This is a genomic window from Streptomyces sp. NBC_01317 (assembly GCF_035961655.1).
GTDB lineage: Bacteria > Actinomycetota > Actinomycetes > Streptomycetales > Streptomycetaceae > Streptomyces.
This window is the reverse complement of sequence record NZ_CP108393.1, coordinates 6,619,498-6,637,976: the sequence shown is the minus strand read 5'-3', so window position 1 is coordinate 6,637,976 and position 18,479 is coordinate 6,619,498. Positions and strand designations below refer to the sequence as shown.

18 protein-coding genes and 1 tRNA gene are annotated in these 18,479 nt (G+C 71.9%); 9 read left to right on the top strand and 10 right to left on the bottom strand.

The annotated features are described in order from the left end of the window. Positions 1–99 precede the first annotated feature (99 nt). The 4 genes from mshC to OG349_RS28900 all read right to left on the bottom strand — a co-directional run bounded on the left by mshC (position 100) and on the right by OG349_RS28900 (position 3,679). The gene (gene mshC / locus OG349_RS28915; RefSeq protein WP_327237373.1) at positions 100–1,329 is read right to left on the bottom strand and encodes a cysteine--1-D-myo-inosityl 2-amino-2-deoxy-alpha-D-glucopyranoside ligase; all 1,230 of its coding nucleotides are present in this window, start codon (positions 1,327–1,329) and stop codon (positions 100–102) included. 172 nt (positions 1,330–1,501) lie between these two features. After that, positions 1,502–2,326, bottom strand: coding sequence for an SCO1664 family protein (locus OG349_RS28910; RefSeq protein WP_327237372.1), 825 nt, complete (start codon positions 2,324–2,326; stop codon positions 1,502–1,504). Next, positions 2,290–2,880, bottom strand: a complete 591-nt coding sequence (locus OG349_RS28905; RefSeq protein WP_327237371.1) for a DUF3090 domain-containing protein — start codon at positions 2,878–2,880, stop codon at positions 2,290–2,292. The genes OG349_RS28910 and OG349_RS28905 overlap by 37 nt, the downstream gene beginning before the upstream one ends. A 112-nt stretch (positions 2,881–2,992) precedes the next feature. Further along, a complete protein-coding gene (locus tag OG349_RS28900) occupies positions 2,993–3,679 on the bottom strand; it encodes a histidine phosphatase family protein (RefSeq protein ID WP_327237370.1) in 687 nt (228 codons plus the stop codon). A gap of 32 nt (positions 3,680–3,711) precedes the next feature. Between OG349_RS28900 and OG349_RS28895 the strand changes: the two genes are divergently transcribed. Next, entirely contained in the window at positions 3,712–4,764 is a 1,053-nt protein-coding gene (locus OG349_RS28895) for a magnesium and cobalt transport protein CorA (protein ID WP_327237369.1), read from the top strand. A 71-nt stretch (positions 4,765–4,835) separates the two neighbouring features. Here OG349_RS28895 and OG349_RS28890 read toward each other — a convergent pair whose 3' ends face one another. Next, positions 4,836–5,621 (bottom strand): ferritin-like domain-containing protein, encoded by a 786-nt coding sequence (locus OG349_RS28890; RefSeq protein ID WP_327237368.1) that lies wholly within the window; start codon positions 5,619–5,621, stop codon positions 4,836–4,838. A 274-nt stretch (positions 5,622–5,895) separates the two neighbouring features. Next, positions 5,896–6,948, bottom strand: a complete 1,053-nt coding sequence (locus tag OG349_RS28885) for an LLM class F420-dependent oxidoreductase (RefSeq protein ID WP_327237367.1) — start codon at positions 6,946–6,948, stop codon at positions 5,896–5,898. Positions 6,949–7,108: 160 nt separating this feature from the next. Here OG349_RS28885 and OG349_RS28880 point away from each other — a divergent pair, with 160 nt between their 5' ends. Both OG349_RS28880 and OG349_RS28875 read left to right on the top strand, forming a co-directional pair. Then, a complete protein-coding gene (locus tag OG349_RS28880) occupies positions 7,109–8,089 on the top strand; it encodes an aldo/keto reductase (RefSeq protein ID WP_161311864.1) in 981 nt (326 codons plus the stop codon). Next, positions 8,086–10,374 (top strand): helix-hairpin-helix domain-containing protein, encoded by a 2,289-nt coding sequence (locus OG349_RS28875; RefSeq protein WP_327237366.1) that lies wholly within the window; start codon positions 8,086–8,088, stop codon positions 10,372–10,374. The genes OG349_RS28880 and OG349_RS28875 overlap by 4 nt, the downstream gene beginning before the upstream one ends. A gap of 671 nt (positions 10,375–11,045) precedes the next feature. Here OG349_RS28875 and OG349_RS28870 read toward each other — a convergent pair. Then, positions 11,046–11,696, bottom strand: coding sequence for a hypothetical protein (locus tag OG349_RS28870; RefSeq protein WP_327237365.1), 651 nt, complete (start codon positions 11,694–11,696; stop codon positions 11,046–11,048). A 47-nt stretch (positions 11,697–11,743) separates the two neighbouring features. On the opposite strand from OG349_RS28870, the gene OG349_RS28865 reads away from it, so the two are divergent. Beyond that, positions 11,744–11,932, top strand: a complete 189-nt coding sequence (locus OG349_RS28865; RefSeq protein WP_005319466.1) for a DUF5703 family protein — start codon at positions 11,744–11,746, stop codon at positions 11,930–11,932. Positions 11,933–12,037: 105 nt separating this feature from the next. On the opposite strand, the gene OG349_RS28860 is transcribed toward OG349_RS28865, so the two are convergent. From OG349_RS28860 to OG349_RS28850, 3 genes are all read right to left on the bottom strand, one after another. After that, positions 12,038–12,859: a chaplin gene (locus OG349_RS28860; RefSeq protein WP_327237364.1), complete on the bottom strand. Its 822-nt coding sequence runs from the start codon at positions 12,857–12,859 to the stop codon at positions 12,038–12,040. A 150-nt stretch (positions 12,860–13,009) separates the two neighbouring features. After that, complete coding sequence (gene chpH / locus OG349_RS28855; protein WP_327237363.1) at positions 13,010–13,243, bottom strand: chaplin ChpH; 234 nt, start codon at positions 13,241–13,243, stop codon at positions 13,010–13,012. A gap of 163 nt (positions 13,244–13,406) precedes the next feature. Next, complete coding sequence (locus OG349_RS28850; protein ID WP_442806329.1) at positions 13,407–14,783, bottom strand: M20/M25/M40 family metallo-hydrolase; 1,377 nt, start codon at positions 14,781–14,783, stop codon at positions 13,407–13,409. Between the two features lie 168 nt (positions 14,784–14,951). Between OG349_RS28850 and OG349_RS28845 the strand changes: the two genes are divergently transcribed. From OG349_RS28845 to OG349_RS28825, 5 genes are all read left to right on the top strand, one after another. Then, a tRNA-Leu gene (locus OG349_RS28845) sits at positions 14,952–15,039 on the top strand. Between the two features lie 188 nt (positions 15,040–15,227). Continuing rightward, a complete protein-coding gene (locus tag OG349_RS28840) occupies positions 15,228–15,950 on the top strand; it encodes a hypothetical protein (protein WP_327237361.1) in 723 nt (240 codons plus the stop codon). Between the two features lie 72 nt (positions 15,951–16,022). Continuing rightward, positions 16,023–16,685 carry a lysophospholipid acyltransferase family protein gene (locus tag OG349_RS28835; RefSeq protein WP_327237360.1) on the top strand — a complete coding sequence of 221 codons (663 nt, stop codon included), beginning with the start codon at positions 16,023–16,025 and terminating at the stop codon, positions 16,683–16,685. Positions 16,686–16,800: 115 nt separating this feature from the next. Next, positions 16,801–18,168, top strand: a complete 1,368-nt coding sequence (locus OG349_RS28830; protein ID WP_327237359.1) for a pentapeptide repeat-containing protein — start codon at positions 16,801–16,803, stop codon at positions 18,166–18,168. Next, positions 18,168–18,467, top strand: coding sequence for a hypothetical protein (locus tag OG349_RS28825; protein ID WP_327237358.1), 300 nt, complete (start codon positions 18,168–18,170; stop codon positions 18,465–18,467). The genes OG349_RS28830 and OG349_RS28825 overlap by 1 nt, the downstream gene beginning before the upstream one ends. The last annotated feature ends 12 nt before the right edge of the window (positions 18,468–18,479 follow it).

The following is an 18,479-nucleotide window of genomic DNA, read 5'->3' as shown; positions in this document are numbered from 1 at the left end:
ACAACAGCACGGCCGGTTACGGATGTCGGTATCCGTGACCGGCCGTGCTGGGCTGGTGAGCGGCCCCGGGACGTGCCCGGGACCCTGGGGGACGGTGGTCTAGAGGGCCACTCCGAGCAGGGCGTCGACCGCGCGGGAGACCACGCCGGGCGCCCCCTCGTCCGTACCGCCCGTGGACGCCTGGAGCTCCGCCCAGCGGTCCACGGCGGCCAAGGCCGCCGGGGCGTCCAGGTCGTCCGCCAGCGCCGCGCGGATCTCCTCGACGACCGCGTCGGCCGGGGGGCCGTCGGGGCGCGAGACGGCGGCCCGCCAGCGGGCGAGGCGCTCCTGGGCGTCCTGGAGCACCTGGTCGGTCCACTCCCAGTCGGAGCGGTAGTGGTGCGCCAGCAGGGTGAGCCGGATCGCCGCCGGGTCCACGCCGTCCCGGCGGAGCGTCGAGACGAAGACCAGGTTGCCCCGGGACTTGGACATCTTCTCGCCGTCGAGGCCGACCATCCCGGCGTGTACGTACGCCTGGGCGAAGGGGTGTTCACCGGTCAGCGCCTGGGCGTGCGAGGCGCCCATCTCGTGGTGCGGGAAGGCGAGGTCGCTGCCGCCGCCCTGGACGTCGAAGCCCATGCCGAGGTGGTCGAGCGCGATGGCCACGCACTCGATGTGCCAGCCGGGCCGGCCCTGGCCGAGGCTCCCGCCGTCCCAGCTGGGCTCGCCCGGCCTGGCGGCCATCCAGAGGATCGGGTCGAGGGGGTTCTTCTTGCCGGGGCGGTCGGGGTCGCCGCCCCGCTCGGCGGAGAGCAGCCGCATCGCCTCGGCGTCGAGGCGCGAGACCTCGCCGAAGTGCGGGTCGGCCGCCACCGAGAAGTAGATGTCGCCCTGGAGTTCGTACGCGGCCCCGGCGTCCCGCAGCCGCTCCACGAGCGGCACGATGCCCGGTATGGCCTCGACGGCGCCGATGTAGTGCTGGGGCGGAAGCATCCGCAGCGCCGTCATGTCCTCCCGGAACAAGGCGGTTTCACGCTCCGCGAGCGCCACCCAGTCCTCGCCGTCGCGCTCGGCGCGCTCCAGCAGGGGATCGTCGACGTCGGTCACGTTCTGGACGTAGTGGACCTGCCGCTTCGTGTCGAGCCACACGCGCTGCACGAGGTCGAACGCGTTGTAGGTCGCCGCGTGTCCCATGTGGGTCGCGTCGTACGGGGTGATGCCGCAGACGTAGATGCGGGCGACGGGACCGGGCGCGAGGGTGACGCGGCCGTCGGTCGAGGTGTCGTGAATCCTGAGGTCGCGGCCCTTGCCAGGCAGGGCGGGGACCTCGGAAGCGGGCCAGGCATGCATGTCATGAGCGTAACCGGCCGGTAGTTCCGGAAACGAACCGGATGCGAGGTCCTGGCCCGTTGGGCGCTCTTGCGGAAAGATCAGCTCCGTGGTGGGCGGTCCCGGGCGGGCCTCGCCCACCCGGTCCCGGCGGCCCCCGGACCTGTTGCCGGACCGGCGGGCCGGCCTGTTCTCAGACGGGTGGCCAGGGGATGGCGGGCCACTGGCCCGACGGCTGCGGGTGGAGTCCCGTGTGGCGCAGCTCACGGACCCGGGCGCGGACCGCCTCGGTCTCGGCCTCCGTGATCAGCCCCGCCAGCCGGGCCGCGAGGGGCCGGCCGTCGGCGAGCGCGTCCTCCAGCCGGGCGAGCACGGACAGCGCCTCCTCGGTGAGGGGTTCACCCGCCCACCCCCAGAGCAGCGTGCGCAGTTTGTCGTCCACGTTGAACGTGACGCCGTGGTCGATGCCGTACAGCCGTCCCCCGGCGGCCGGCAGGAGATGGCCGCCCTTGCGGTCGCCGTTGTTGATGACGGCGTCGAGGACCGCGAGCCGCCGCAGCCGCTCGTCGTCGGCGTGCACGAGCAGGGCGGTCTGCCCCTCGCCGACCTCGGCGAAGCCGACGGCCTTCCAGCCCTCGCCCGGTTCCTCGTCCTCGACGAGGGCGAGCAGAGCCGCCGCCTCGTCGGCGTCCGTCTCGATCCACAGCTGGCACATGCCTTCGCCGTACGGCCCCTCGCGCAGCACGGTGGGCGGTACGAGCCCCCAGCCGGTCGCCTCGGAGATCTCGTACGCCGCCACCTCGCGCCGGGCGAGGTTCCCGTCCGGGAAGTCCCACAGGGGGCGCTCTCCGGCGACGGGCTTGTAGACGCAGTGCGCCTCGCTGCCCTCGTACGAGACGGAGCAGTACAGGACCGCGTTGGACGCCTCACGGATCCGGCCGCGCACGGTCAGCTCGCCCCGGGCGAGCAGGTCGCCCGGGCTCAGGCTCCGCGGCGGTATCCGTTCTGGCGCGGGCATACGTGTCCTTCCGGGTCGAGCGGCAGGCTGCACAGCGGGCACGGCGGGCGGCCCGCGTTGACCACGTCCAGGGCGCGTTTGGCGAAGGCGCGGGCCTGCGCCCCGCTGAGGCGCACCCGGAGCATCGGCGGACCGTTCTCCTCGTCCTGGAGGAGCCGCTCCTCGGCCTCGGCGAGGTCCTCGTCGGTCTCGGCGTCCACCTCGACGAGCGCCTGCGCCTCGACGATCATGCGCTGTTCGTCACCGTCCCACGCCAGCGCCATCGTGCCGACCCGGAACTCCTCCTCCACGGGGGCGTCCAGCGGGGCGGAGTCGGCGATCTCGGTGGGGGCGACGGCGGGCACCGGGGCGTTGCCGCCGGTACGGCGGACCACTTCGTCGAGCAGTTCGTCGATCCGCTCGGCGAGGGCGGCCACCTGGGTCTTCTCCAGGGCGACGCTGGTCACGCGCCCCGCGGCGGAGGCCTGGAGGAAGAACGTACGGCGTCCAGGCAGCCCGACCGTACCGGCCACGAAGCGGTCCGGTGGGTCGTAGAGGAACACCTGACGGGACACGTCCTGATCTCCCTTGGGAATCGGCTGGGGAAGTGCTGGGTGCTCCGGAGGTACCGCGCTGCTCCGGAAGTACTGCGTAAGGAAGGCGCGACCACCCTACTGCGCGGAGCGATCACGGTGCTCCCGCGCCGCCTCCTACAACACCCGGACCGCCGGTTGTGTTCTCACGCGGCGCCAGCCCGCTCAGATCGCCCGTGTCACCGAGCCGTACGACATATGGGCGCAACCGGGTGTAGCGGACGACGGTGACCGAGCAGGGGTCCACGTGGATCCGCTGGAAGAGGTCGAGGTGCATGCCGAGGGCGTCGGCCACGAGCGCCTTGATGATGTCGCCGTGCGAGCACATCAGGTAGACGGCGTCGTCGCCGTGCTCCTTCTCGACGCGCGCGTTCCAGTCCCGTACGGCCTCCACGGCGCGCGCCTGCATGGCGCGCATCGACTCGCCGCCGGGGAACGCGGCGGCGGAGGGGTGCCGCTGTACGACCTCCATCAGCGGTTCGTCGCTCAGCTCGGCGAGTTTGCGGCCCGACCAGTCGCCGTAGTGGCACTCACCGATCCGGTCCTCGCTGTGCACGGGCACGTCCGGCCTGCTGTCGAGCAGCGGCCGCAGGGTCTCCTGGCAGCGCTGGAGGGGGCTGCTGACGACGGCGGCGAGCGGGACGCCGGCCAGCCGGCCGGGCAGCGCGGCGGCCTGGGCCGCGCCGCGCTCGTCGAGCGCGACCCCGGGGGTCCAGCCCGCGAGCAGCCCCGCGGTGTTGGCGGTGGAGCGTCCGTGACGTACGAGGATCAACGTGGCCATGCCCGTCAGCGTAAGGCGCCCGCAGGCCGAAGATGCGTACGGGGGGCCGGAGCGGGGACAATGCGGCAGTGATCGTGGACTGTGCCATCTACCGCGACGGACACCGCACCGACGGGCCCGCCGACTTCTCCGACGCCCTCGACGAGGCGCGCGCCCACGGGGACGCGTTTCTCTGGATCGGGCTGCACGAGCCGACGGAGGACGAGTTCTCGCTCGTGAGCAGCGAGTTCGGCCTCCATCCGCTCGCCGTCGAGGACGCCCTCACCGCCCACCAGCGGCCCAAGCTGGAGGTGTACGACGACTCGCTGTTCCTGGTGCTCAAACCCGTGGAGTACGAGCAGAAGAGCGACACGGTCACCACGGGTGAGCTGATGGTCTTCATCGGGGACTCGTTCGTGGTGACCGTCCGGCACGGCGAGGGCTCGCCGCTCGGGGAGGTGCGGCGGCGGCTGGAGGCCGACCCGTCCGTGCTCAAGCACGGGCCCACCGCGGTGATGTACGCGGTCAGTGACGAGGTCGTCGACCACTACACGGAGGTGGCCGACGAGCTCCAGGTCGACCTGGAGGAGCTGGAGGCGGAGGTGTTCGCGCCGGACGGCGGCGACAGCTCGTCCGGTTCGTCGTCGCGGCCGTCCTCCAGCAAGTCGACGGCGGCGCGGATCTACGGCTTCAAGCGGCAGGTGCTGGAGTTCCGGCGGGCGACCGTGCCGCTGGCGGCGCCGATGGCCCGGCTGGCGGGCGGCTCGGTGCCGTTCGTGCACGACCGTTCGCGGCCCTTCTTCCGGGACGTGAACGACCACCTGCTGCACGCCAACGAGCAGGTCGAGGGGCTGGACCGGCTGCTGTCCGACATCCTCTCGGCGCATCTGGCGCAGATGGGCGTGCGGCAGAACGACGACATGCGGAAGATCTCGGCGTGGGCCGCGATGGCCGCCGTACCGACGCTGATCGCGGGGATCTACGGCATGAACTTCGAGCACATGCCGGAGCTGACGTACGTGTGGGCGTATCCCACCGTGCTCGCCGTCATGGTGGTGCTCGTCCTCGGTCTGCACCGCACGTTCAAGCGGCGGGGCTGGCTCTGAGGGGGTGCGGTCCATGGGCGGGGGCCGGCACCCAGGGGTGGGCGCCGGCCCGGGCCTGACCGGCGGTGGTGTCAGTACGCGGGGGCCGGGGCCGGGGGGCCGCTCAGGGCGTCGCGGCGCTCCGGCATGGACAGCGTGACCATCCGGCGCCAGGCGAACGCCCGCTCGTACGCGTACATCGCGTGGACCCCGGCGGTGAGCATGGCGGACCTGGCGGCGGACCAGCCGAGCAGCCGAGCCATGTTCGCCATCACCGCGAGGCTCACCTCGCGGTAGACCTGGATCTCGGCCAGCGCGCACTCGTGCAGGGCCCGCTGGATCCTCCTGCCGTGGCCCGCGCGGGCCAGCCGCAGCAGTTCCTCGTGGCAGTAGGCCAGGTGGTTGTCCTCGTCGGCGCTGATCATCCGGACGGCGTTGCCGATCTCCGGGTGGTCGCCGAAGTACTTGACCAGCATCACCATCTGGTCGGACGCGCGCTGCTCGGTGATCCGGCTGTGCGCGAGGTACACGACGATGTCGTCCTCGGTCAGCGGCTCGTCGCGGCGCAGCTTGTCGTGGGCGAGTCCGATGCCCCGGCGCTCCAGCAGCATCGTGTAGTCGGTGTCGTCGGGGACGCCGACCGGCTCCAGGCCGCGCTTCTTCAGGAGCGCGTTGAAGATCCGGCCGTGTTTGTCCTCGTCGGCTCCGTGCCGGGTGACCTTGGGGGCCAGGTCCCGCATGCTCTCGGGCAGCAGGGCGGCGATACGCCCGTTCTCCCAGCCGCCCTGGGTCTCGCCACTGGCCGCGATGGAGCAGAAGAGCTGGAACGAACGATCGTTGTCCAGGATTTCCTGGAACAGGCCTCGGGCCGAAAGCATCACTGCCACCTCCATACAGGCGTCCATACAGGCGTCCGCGAGAACGAGTCAAAGCGGGCGGGGGGCAACAGGCAACAGCAGCGGGGGCCGACTCGGCCGGACGTACGAACGCGGAGGTGCCCCCGGTGGCGTAACCGAAGGGCCGCTCCGCGCGTTGTTGTACGTGACGGCCGTGGCGGGGAAGACCCCCGAGCCCCCACCACGGCCGCAGACTTTCCTCTCGCCCGTTCGGGTTACGGGGCGGCGGGCCGGGTTGTCACGAGAGGCCCCCGTCCTAGGAGACGAGTCCCGCGCGCTCCAGGGCTTCGGTGCCGACCCGCAGGGCCGCGAGCCGCTCGTCGAGCGTCAGGCCGGCCGGCGCGAGGGTGAGCGTGGTGACACCGGCGGCGGCGTACGCGCTCATCCGGTCGGCGATCCGCTCCACGGACCCGAGCAGGGTGGTCGAGTCGATCAGCTGGTGCGGTACGGCGGCGGCGGCGCCCGCCTTGTCCCCGGAGAGGTACGCGTCCTGGATCCCGGCCGCCTCCTTCTCGTACCCCATGCGCCGCGCGAGCTGGTTGTAGAAGTTCTGCTCGCGGCTGCCCATGCCGCCGACGTACAGGGCGGTGTACGGGCGGAAGGTGTCGGCCAGTGCCGTGATGTCGTCGCCGACGGCGATCGGGACGGTCGGGCAGACGTCGAAGCCGTCCATGGTCAGACCGGCCTTCTCGCGGCCCGCGCGGAGGTGGCGGATCGCCGTGTCCTCCAGGTGCTCGGCGGAGGGGAAGATCAGCAGCGCGCCGTCGGCGATCTCGCCGGTCTGCTCCAGGTTCTTCGGGCCGATCGCGGCGATGTAGAGCGGGATGTGCTCGCGCTCCGGGTGGACGGTGAGCTTGATGGGCTTGCCGGGGCCGCCGGGCAGCGGCAGCGTCCAGTGCTCGCCTTCGTAGGAGAGCCGCTCGCGGGACATCGCCCTGCGGACGATCTCGACGTACTCACGGGTGCGGGCGAGCGGCTTGTCGAACTTGACGCCGTACCAGCCCTCGGAGACCTGCGGTCCCGAGACGCCGAGGCCGAGGCGGAAGCGGCCGCCGGAGAGGGAGTCGAGGGTGGCGGCGGTCATGGCGGTCATGGCGGGCTGGCGGGCCGGGATCTGGAGGATCGCGGAGCCGACGTCGATGCTCTCCGTGTGGGCGGCGACCCAGGCCAGGACGGTCGGGGCGTCGGAGCCGTACGCCTCGGCGGCCCAGCAGACGTCGTAGCCGAGCCGGTCGGCCTCCTGCGCCACCGCGAGGTTGTCGCCGTCCATCCCCGCGCCCCAGTAACCGAGGTTGATGCCGAGCCGCATAACCACTCCCTTGCTCGTCTACCCGCCAGTAACGTCTCTGTCCGCCGGACTCTAGCGCGCGGTACGGGGCCGCGTCAGGGGCGGGTTGTCCACAGGCACTCCCGGCAGGTTGTCCACAGGCTCTCTCCGCGCGGGGCCCCGGCCAGTAATCTCAGCGCCCATGGAGCAGAGGCATCTCGGCCGTACCGGCCTGCGTGTGTCCCGGATCGGGCTCGGCACCCTGACCTGGGGAAGAGACACCGACGAACACGACGCGGCCGACCAGTTGAAGGCGTTCTGGGAGGCGGGCGGAACGCTGGTCGACACCGCGGACGTGTACGGGGGCGGGGAGGCCGAATATCTGCTCGGACAGTTGGTCGAGCGGCTCGTCCCGCGCCGCGACCTGATCATCTCCACGAAGGCCGGCAGCGTGCCGGACCCGGACCGGCGCTTCGACGGGTCCCGGGGGCATCTGCTGGCGGCGCTGGACGCCTCGCTGGCACGGCTCGGGACAGACTACGTGGACCTGTGGCAGATCCACGCGTTCGACGCGGCGACCCCGCTGGAGGAGACGCTCCACGCGCTGGACATCGCGGTCAGCAGCGGGCGGGTGCGGTACGCGGGCGTGTCGAACTTCTGCGGCTGGCAGCTCGCCAAGGCCGCCACCTGGCAGCTGGCCTCGCCCGGTATACGTACGCGGCTGGCGGGGACGCAGATGGAGTACTCGCTGCTGCAACGCGGCGTGGAGCGTGAGGTGTTGCCCGCCGCGATCGACCTGGGCATCGGGCTGCTGCCGTCGTCGCCCCTCGGCCGCGGGGTGCTCACCGGGAAGTACCGGCACGGCACCCCGGCGGATTCGCGGGCCGCGTCGGACATGGCGCCGTTCGTGGAGCCGTACCTGGACGAGGCGGCGAGCCGGATCGTCGACGCGGTCGCGACGGCGGCGGAGGGGCTGGCCGCGACGCCCCTGGAGGTGGCGCTGGCGTGGGTCAGGGACCGCCCCGGGGTGGTGGCCCCGATCGTGGGCGCGCGCAACGCGCAGCAGCTCACGGCGGCTTTGTCAGTGGAGAGCCTTAGTCTTCCTGACGAGATCTGCCAGGCGCTCGACGACGTGTCGGCGCCCGTGCACCGCTATCCGGACCAGGACTGGAGCACGCTGTGAGTACGGACCGCGACACCACGACCGTGGAGGACACCGCGCCGGGGGCCGAGGCCGGGGCGCACGGGGCCGGGGCGGGTGGGCCCGATGCGGGTGAGACCGCTACGGACGGGGCCGGTGCGGCGGAAGCCGGTTCGGAGAGCGCCGATGCGGGTGACGCCGGTTCGGACGGGGGCGATGCGGGTGACGCCGGTTCGGACGGAGCCGATGCGGAAGCGGTCGGTGGGGAGGGGGGCGCCGGCGGTGCCGAGGCTGCCGCCGTGTCCGAGGCAGCCGCCGAGCTCGCCGCTCAGCGGGAGTTGCGGGAGCGGATCGAGCAGCGCAAGGCCGAGAAGGAAGGGCCCATCGCTGCCGGGACGAAGCTGAGCGGGCAGGCCGCCGATCTGCTCGCCGCCGTACGGGCCGTGGAGAGCGGCGACAAGCCCGACCCGGCCCTCCTGCGTGCCGTGGCCGCCGCCCCGGCCCCGGTGGCCCCTGGGGCCGCTCCAGCCGCTCCTGTCGCCCCCGCCCCGGTGGCCCCGGCGCCCGGGACCGGGCCGGCGCCGCGGGCCGTCGTGGAGGGCGTACGGGCCGTGCTCGCCGAGGGCGGGGCGCCGGAGGCGTTCGCGGGGCAGGTCTCGGCCGTCCTCGGGGAGCAGGCCGCCGGCCTCCTGCGCGAGGACCCGTGGCAGTTGCTGTCCGTGCCGGGGGTGCGGCCCGAGCAGGCGGACGGCTTCGCGCGGGCGCTGCTCGGCGCGGCCTGCGGCCCCGGCGACGAGCGGCGGGCCGCCGCGCTCGTCGGGTGGCTGCTGGAGCGCGGCGCGCTCCAGGGCCACACCGCGGTGGAGGCGTCGGCGGTGCGTACCGCCCTGGCCGGGCACGGTGTGCCGGATCCCGACGAGGCCGTGCGGCACGCCGTCTCCGAGGGCGCGGTCCTGGTGTTCCAGGAGGGTCCCGAGGAAAACGAAGAGAGCGAAGAGGACGAGGCGGGGGGCGAGGAGGCGGGCGGTGGCGAGAGCGCGGTAGACGCCGACGGGCCGGAGCGGCCCGTGCTCCTCGGACTCGACCGGTACGCCCTCGCGGAGGAGAGCCTGGCCGACGGGCTCGCGCGGCTCGTCAAGACCGCGCCGGACGCCTCCTGGGAGGAGGCCGCCACGGCCGCCGGTTCGCCGTCGGCCGCCGAGCTGATCCGGGCGGTCGCGGGCCATGGACTCGTCCTGCACACCGGCGGGGAGGCCGCGCGGGCCGAGCCCGTGGTCCTGGCCGGGGCGGCCCGCGCGCTCGGACTGCGCGCGGTGGTGGCGACCCACAGCGAGAACGGCCGGGCGAGGCTGGGCGGCGGCGCGGACGGGGACGCGGGTGAGGACGCCGTCACCGTCGCCGGGCTGCTCGCGGGCGCGGAGGGCCCGGGGCGGGACGCGGACGGCATGTTCGCCCTCGACCTGCTCGTCGTACTGGACGCGCCCCAGCTGGACGTGGAGACGGCCACGATGCTCGTGGAGTCCCTGCCCGACGGGAGCCGGCTGGTCCTCAGCGGGGACCCCGGGGTGCTCTGGTCGGCGGGCGCGGGCCGGGTGTTCGGCGATCTGCTCGCCGCGCGGGTGTGCCCGCAGATCGCGTCCCGTACGCCCGATCCCGGGCCCGTCGGTGAGCTGGTCTCCGGCATCGGCATCGGTGAGCTGAACCAGGTGGCGGCCCCCGGCAAGGAGGTCGTGATCGTGCCGGTACGGGACGCGGGCGAGGCGGTGCACCGTACGGTGCAGCTGGTCGCGGACTCGGTGCCGCGCGCGTTCGGCCTGGCGGCCGGGCAGACCCAGGTGATCACGGTGGGCCACGGCGGTTCGGCCGGGACCCGCGCGCTCAACACGGCGCTCAAGGAGCGGCTCAACCCCGGCCCCGGCCGGTTCGGGGGCTTCGACCCGGGCGACCGCATCGCCTACGTACCGGCACCCGGCAGGACGCTCCAGGGCTCCGTGGTCTCGGCCGACGCGGAGGGACTGCACCTGGAGTGCGGGGGCACGGCGGTGGTGGTCCCGAAGGACCGGGTGGAGTCGGCGGTACGGCACGGTTGGGCGCTCACGGCCCACCAGGCGGCCGGGATGCGGTGGGAGGCGGCGGTGGTGGTACTGCCCGGGGACGCGGCGCAGGGGCTGAGCCGTCCGTGGGTGTACACGGCGTTCAGCCGGGGCGACCGGCACTTGTCCGTGGTCCACGGGGTGGACGAGGCCTTGCCCCGGGCGGTGGCGGGGGGGGTGCCGCGGGAGCGGGTGACGCGGTTGCGGGGGCTGGTGGAGACGCTGCTGCCGTGACCGTTGCGGTTGGTTTTGGCCTCTGCCCGGGGCGGGCGGGTGCGGCTTACTGATTGTCCTCAATCGCCGGACGGGCGTTCTGGGGCCGGTGGGCCGCGCGTCTGGGTGACCGGGTTGCGGTTCGTGTTGTCCTCAATCGCCGGACGGGCTTGGTTGTGCCGCTGCGGGCCGGTGGTTTGGGTGCGGGTTGTTGCCGGGGGCCGGGCAGGGGTCGTGTCCTGCACTGCATGTTTTACGTCGCGTTCGGCGGGTCGTTCAGTTCACCGGAGCCACGCGACACAAAACACGCTCTACGTTCCGGACACGACCCCTGCCCGTCCCCCTTCCACGCCCGCGCCAAGGCAACTCCAGCCCGTCCGGCGTTTGAGGACATCAGTAAGCGGCACCGCCCCCCGGCGGAAGCTGACCCACCCCGCAGCGGGGGGTCGTTGCGTCTCCCCTCGGCGTGAGGGGGGTGGGGTCGGAGGAGGTGCGTGTGTCCGGACGTAAAGCGTGTTTTGTGGCGCATGGCGAACGTGAATGTCCGGAGTCCCCGAACGCGCCGTAAAACATGCAGTCCGGACATACGTACCTCCGCAGGCCCCGCCCCCCGTCACCACGACACACCCAGCCCGTCCGGCGATTGAGGACATCAGTAAGCGCAACCAAAAACCGGGCGCAAGCGCCAAGCTCTACGCGTCCTGTTCCTCCAGGTCATCCAGGTCCGCATCCAGATCGTCCTCGTCGAACACCGCGCTCACATCGAACCGGCAGACAACCTGCTGCGGATCCGCCTGGTCGAACGGCGCGCTCAGCCATTCGCCCGGCTCCGGAAGCTCCTCCGCCGCCGCCACCCACAACGTGGAATCGCCCTCTTCGAGGCCGAATTCCTTGTGCCGGGACGCGATCTCGTCCGGTTCGTACTCCCCGAAGAGCACCCCGAGCGCCGCGTGCACACTGCTGCCCACCACCGCCCCGGTCCCGTCGTCCCCCTCCACGTCGGCGATGCGCTGCGCCTGCACAAGCAGCCGCTGTGGCTCCGCCACCGCGTAGTCGCGGCGGATCAGCACACTGAGGGCGTTCGGCTCCTCGGGTCCCGCGTATGGCGGAAGGGAGTCGTCCGGATCTGGGATCTCAAAGGGGGTGACCTCGTCGTACCGGTGGTAGAGCCGCTCGTCGTACACCTCGGCGGCGACAGCGAGGGCGTTGAAGGCCTCGGACACCGCCGGGTCGTCCTCCCCCGTGCGGTGTTCGACCGCCGCGAGGTGGCGGTCCAGGGCTACCTTGACCGCCTCGGCGGCGGCACGTACCTCGGCAGCGGTGGGCTGCGCAGCATCAGACATAGAGCAGACGCTATCCGTACGAGGGCTCTGGCCGCACAATAGATGCGATGCCGGAATACGAATTTGTCGACGTGTACGTGCCGCGCGGGGTCTCCCGCAAGGAAGCGACCCGTCTGCTGACCGACCACGCCGAGTACGGACACTGGGAATTGGACCGTCTGAGCCTGCATCGGGACGGCAGCCGCAGAGTGCGGCTGCGCCGGCGCATCATCCGACAGGTCCGCGCCACCTGGTGACGACGACGGAGCGGGCCCCGCTGCTGCGAGGCCCGCCCCAGGCATGTCCGTACGCGTCGGCGTACGTATCTCCGTGCGCCTCGGTGATTGTCCGCGTTCGTGTCGCTACGCGGCGGTACGAGACCGGGAACGGGCGCGGCGGTAGAGCACGCCGCCCGCGAGCAGCAGCCCCGCACCCACCGGAATCGCCGTGCCGAGCCCGCCGGCGCCGGTGTGGGCCAGTTCGTCGGTGTGGACAGGCGGCGCGGCGACCTGCGGCTCCGGCGCGTTCGGGACGGACGGGGTGGGCGGGACCGTGCGCGTGACCGGCGGGGTGGGCGCGGTCGGCTGCACCGGCTTCGCCGGGCCCGGCGTGGCGGGCACCGGCGAGGCGTTCTCGCAGTCGTTGCCGAAGGCGGGGTTCAGCAGCCCGATCACGGAGACCGTGTTGCCGCACGCGTTCACCGGGATGTCGATCGGGATCTCGACGGTGTTGCCCGAGCCGATGCCGGGCGACCCGCCCGTACCGCCTCCGGCGTGCGAACCGCCGTTCGATCCGCTGCCGTGCGCGCCCCCGCGCGGCGGCGCGGTGTCCGGGCCGTCGCCGCCGTAGCCGTCGCCGTGCGAGCCGCCGCGCGGCGGTGTGCCGTGGGAGCCGCCCGTACCGTGGCCGCTGTTGCCGCCCTTGCCGCCGTGACCGTGGTCCGAGACGTTGGCGCACTTGTTGCCGAACGCCGGATTGAGCACACCGACGACGTTCACGGTGTTCCCGCACGCGTTGACCGGGATGTGCACCGGGACCTGGACGTTGTTCCCGGACAGGACGCCCGGCGAATTCGCCGCGGCCCCCCGGGCTCCCGAGTCGGCGTGCGCGTAACCGCCGCCGAGGGCGATGACGCCGCCCGCGGCCGCCACGGTGATCAGGCCTTTGCGCGTGACCTGTCTCATAGCTTCTGCTCCCTGCCTTCTGCCTACCGGATTGCCCCAGGGCTTCGGTGCCGGGGCGGGGATGCCCAGCGGCCCCGGAGTGCATGGCGCGCACTCCGGGGCCGCCCGGGCTCAGACCCTTACGGGTTGAGGAACGTCAGTCGTTCCACGTCACTTGTTGATGCAGGTGTTGCCGAAGGCGGGGTTCAGCAGCCCGATCACGGAGACCGTGTTGCCGCACGCGTTCACCGGGATGTGGACGGGCACCTGGATGACGTTGCCCGAGGCCACGCCCGGCGAGCCCACAGCGGCACCCTGGGCACCGGAATCGGCGACGGCCATGCCCGCACCCGCGAGCACCAGACCACCGGTGGCAACCGCAGCGGCGACGATCTTCTTGATCATGTATTCCTCCTTGTTGGCAATGCGGTCCCGACCACAGACCGCACACCAGTAACGAGAAGGAGCCATTCAGGCTACGAGCGTATCGTCGCATTCACTCTTTTCAGTCAAGTACGTACGTACTGCCGATTCCTGGCGTTTTCTCAACTACCGCCTCAGCTGTCGCTCAGCTGTTGTCGATGAACCGGTCGAGTACGCGCACCCCGAACTGGAGGCCGTCGACCGGCACCCGCTCGTCCACCCCGTGGAACATGCCGGCGAAGTCCAGCTCCGGCGGCAGCTTGAGGGGGGCGAAGCCGAAGCCGCGGATGCCCAGGTCGTCGAAGGACTTGGCGTCCGTGCCGCCCGAGAGCATGTACGGGACGGCCCGCGCGATCGGGTCCTCGGCGACGAGGGCGTTCTGCATCGCCTCCACCAGCGCGCCGTCGAAGCTGGTCTCCAGCGCCTTGTCCCGCTTGACGGTCTCCCGCTTCACCCGGGGGCCGAGGAGCCGGTCGACCTCGGAGAGGAACTCCTCCTCGTACCCGGGCAGGAAGCGTCCGTCCACATGCGCCACCGCCTCGCCGGGGATCACGTTCACCTTGTACCCGGCGTTGAGCATGGTGGGGGCGGCGGAGTTGTTGAGGGTGGCGCCGATCATCTTGGCGATGCCGCCGAGGCGGACGAGCGTGGCCTCCATGTCGTCGGGGTCGACCGTGAAGCCGAAGGCGTCGGACAGCTCGTCCAGGAAGGACCGTACGGACTTGGTCACCCGCACCGGCCACTTGTGCCGGCCGAGCCGGGCGACGGCCTCGCACAGCTCCGTGACCGCGTTGTCCTTGCTGATCATCGAGCCGTGGCCGGCGGTGCCCTCGACGGTCAGGCGCATCCAGTTGATGCCCTTCTCCGCCGTCTCGACCAGGTAGAGCCGCAGATTCTCGTTGACGGTGTACGAGAAGCCGCCGACCTCGCTGATCGCCTCGGTGACCCCCTCGAAGAGGTCCGGGTGCTTGTCGACCAGGAAGCGCGCCCCGTACGTACCACCCGCCTCCTCGTCGGCGAGGAAGGCCAGCACGATGTCGCGCGGGGGCTTGCGGCCGCTGCGCAGCCGGTCCCGTACGACCGCGAGGGTCATCGCGTCCATGTCCTTCATGTCGACGGCGCCCCGGCCCCAGACACAGCCGTCCGCCACCTCGCCGGAGAACGGGTGGTGCGTCCAGTCGTCGGCGTTGGCGGGGACCACGTCGGTGTGCCCATGGATGAGCAGGGCGGGCCGGGAGGGGTCCTCGCCCTCGATCCGGGCGACCGTGGAGGCGCGGCCGGGGTGCGACTCGAAGATCTTCGGTTCGAGGCCCACCTCGGCGAGCTTCTCCGCGACGTACTCGGCGGCGGCCCGCTCCCCCGGTCCCGAGTGGTCGCCGTAGTTGCTGGTGTCGATCCGGATGAGGTCACGGCAGAGGTCGACGACCTCGTCCTCGCCCGAAACGGTTGTGCCCGAGCTCGACTCGCTCACGCTGCTCACTCCCACGGTCGTTGCTGGTGGTCCTCCTGATACTCCCCCCATACTCCCGCGCCGGACCCCCCGCCCCAAGGCCGGACCCCGCCGCCGCACCGGCTGTCATACGCCTGTCACACGGACCTGTCAGCCGGATCGGCCGGTGATCGGGCACCCCCGAATGTTTGCTATGGTTTTCCACGTCGGAACGGCCCTGAGCCGCCCGGCGGACACCCGGTCCGGGTGGCGGAATGGCAGACGCGCTAGCTTGAGGTGCTAGTGCCCTTTATCGGGCGTGGGGGTTCAAGTCCCCCCTCGGACACCAGGGGCAGTTCACGTGAACGCCCTGATTTGCTTCACAGAACTCCCAGCACGGACTCGTCCGGGCCGGGAGTTCTTTTGCGTCCGGAACGCACAGGACGCGGGTGGCGCCGACAGCCTGTGGATGCGCTGAGTCCCTTGCACCGGGCGCCCGTTCGGTCGCGTGTCGGGGAGGGCGGGCAGAATGCGTTCATGATCGACGATTACCGGCCCGGTGACGTGCTGATGCTGGAGTGCCCGTTCACGGGGACCACGGTCAGCCATGTCTCCCACTCCTACGTCTCCGTACGGTGGCCGTGGCTGGAGGTGGACCCGCAGGCCGGGAACATGAGGTGGAACGGGCAGCGGGCGCTTTCGACGCGTGGGGCCCACGAGTGGGAGATCTTCCGGACGGAACCGGCGGAGACCGTGCTGAGGCCGGGTGACACCTGCCTCCTAGGCGTTCCCGCGACCGTGGTGCACGTCCAGGGGGTGTATCACTTCGATCCGCCCCGGGTCACCGGCATGCTGCCGCGGCCCGCGTGCTACCTCGGCCTCCTGCGGCAGGGTGACACCTACGACCCCGAGTTCGAGGACCGGACTTACGCGCTCGATCCGGCCGGCGGTGAACCGATCCGCGTTGAACTGCTGTTCCGCCCGTACGCTTTCCTCGAACCCGGCGATGAGGTCGCCGACCGGAACGGGCGCGTCCGGCGGTTCGACGCGGCCTGGGACTGGCACCCCTTCGACGGTGAGCAGTCGGGAACGCCGGCCTGGCCGTTGGCGCTGCTCTCCCGTGGTGGTGAGCCAACGCCTGAGGAAACGGCGGCGGTTGCCCGGGCGACGGCGGTCGGCAGCCACGCGGGGGAATTTGACCGATGGACCGCACTCGCTCTCGCGCGACCAGCCGCTCGTGCAGGCGTACGGGATGGATGAGTACGGACACTCAGGCGCGCCGCGGACCCGTCGGCGACGATGAATCATCATCCCGGTGAACAGGAGCAGTGCATGATCAGCCGCCTCGCCAGTCACGTGGTCCCCGTCTTCGGACAGCTGACGGTCACCGCCGACGAAGGGGCCGAGCACCTCCCTGTCGGCATCGTCGCCGCCAACCACAGCTCACTCGCCGATCCGGCGATCGTCCTGGCCGCGCTGCAACACCTCGGAACCCGGCCCGTGGTCATGGCGACCGCCGGCCTCTGGCGCATACCTCTGCTCGGTCGTGTCCTCGCCCGTGAGGGCCACATCCCCGTCCACCGCGGCGACCCCCGCGCGTCCCAGGCGCTCGACCTCGCCCAGGAAGCACTGGAACAGGGCCGGCACATCCTCATCTACGCCGAGGGCGGGCTCCCCGACCGCAAGGACGCAGCCGAAGCCGCGCCGGGTACCTTCCGCAGCGGGCTCGCCCGGCTCGCCCGGCACACCGGCGCGCCCGTCATCCCGGTCGGCCAGGCCGGCGCGCGCCGCGTCGTCTCCGGCTCGGTCGTCAAGCAGTTCGCGGGCCTGGCCACCGCGCCGCTGCGGCGCCCCCGCCTTCACGTGCACGTCGGATCTCCGCTCCTGCTCGACGGCGACGGGGCGTTCGTCACCACCCGGGCCCACTTCGCCGTCACCGCGGCCTGGAAGACCGCGGCCACGCATCTGGGAGAACCCGCGGCACTGGCTGCCTGAACCACGAACGGCATTCCGCCGCGGATACCTTGGAGTTCGCTTGCGTTCGGGCCCTAGTCCGGCTGCGGGCCCGGGGGCCCGCAACCACCGTCCGCGCCTGATCGTCCTTCGGGGCATGCCGCAGCCGCGCCCCGAACCGTCCTCAAGCCGGCCGCCCTGGGCGCACTGTGGCCAGGGCGCCGGTTCGGAAAGGGCGTTCGGCTGCCCCGGCGTCCGTGTTGCCGGCCGTACCGCGTGCCTGGCCCACCTGGATGACGTCGACCGCGGCGCCTATCCGGCCGGCCTGTCGCCCGGCGACGACATCGACCACCGTGGCACCACCTTCACCCAGCCCCTGCTCGATGCCCTCCTCACCGCTCTCCGCGGCTCCGGCACCGGGCATGCCCGATTCGGCGACACCTTGTTCGACTCGGCGATCTTCGAGGACGACGTCCTTTTCGGGGCGGTGGTCTTCGAGGACGACGTCCGGTTCAGGTCGGCGGTCTTCAAGGGCATCGCCCTGTTCGACTCGGCGACCTTCAAGGGGAGGGCCCTGTTCGAGTCGGTGACCTTCGGGAGCGACGTACGGTTCGAGTCGGCGACCTTCACGGGCGACGCCGGCTTCGAATCGGTGATCTTCACGAGCGATGCCCTGTTCGCGTCGGCGGTCTTCGAGAGCGACGCCAGGTTCACGGGGGCGGCCTTCGAGAGGGCCGCACACCTGGGGCCGTTGACCTGTGCCGGGCTGGTCACGTTGTCCGGGGCGGTGTTCGGCGGCCCGGTGAGCCTCGCGTTCGCCGCGCGCCGACTGGCGTGCCGGCGGACCCGCTGGTCGTCGACGGCTGAGCTGCGGCTGCGCCACACCACGGTGGACTTCGCCCATGCGGTCTTCGAGTATCCCCTCACCCTCGCGGCGGAGCTGGATCCGTTCGTGCTCTCCGACGGCCAACAGGTGGGGGAGGAAACGGTCTTCGGCGCGGTACGCGTCACCTCGCTGCGCGGCGTGGACGCGGCCCACCTGGTCCTCGCCGACGTCGGCCTCGGGGAGTGCCTGTTCACCGGTACGGTGCACCTCGACCAGATCCGCCTGGAAGGCACGTGCTCGTTCGCCACGGTCCCTTCCCGCGCGCACGGGCGAGCCGGGCGCTTCGTACGGTTCACCCGGCGCCGCGTACTCGCCGAAGAACACCACTGGCGTGCGAGCCGGCCGGCGGCCGCCCCGGGCTGGGACGGGGCCGTACCCGGCGCGGGACACGCCGGGCCGGCGCAGCTGGCACCGGTGTACCGGGCGCTGCGCAAGGCGTTGGAGGACAGCAAGAACGAACCGGGCGCCGCGGACTTCTACTACGGCGAGATGGAGATGCGCCGCCACGACCGCACCGGCACCACCCGCGCGGAACGCGGACTGTTGCACGGCTACTGGCTGCTCTCCGGATACGGCCTGCGCGCCTCGCGGCCCTGGGCTGGCTCGCCGCCGCCCTGCTCGTCACCCTCGTGCTGCTGATGGGCTTCGGACTCCCCGAGAGCGATCCGGAACAGGAGGCGACCGGGACCGTACCGTCCGGCGGCGGGCGGGTGACCTTCGAGATCGACAAGGACGATCCGCGCAACCCCACCGGGAACCGGTTCACCGGCAAGCGCATCGAGAAGGCCCTGAACGTCACCCTGAACTCAGTGGTCTTCCGCTCCGCCGACCAGGACCTGACCACCGCCGGCACCTACATCGAGATGACCTCCCGACTGGCCGAGCCCGTCCTCCTGGCCCTGGCGGTCCTGGCCGTCCGCAACCGCGTGAAACGCTGACCTCGTCGCTGT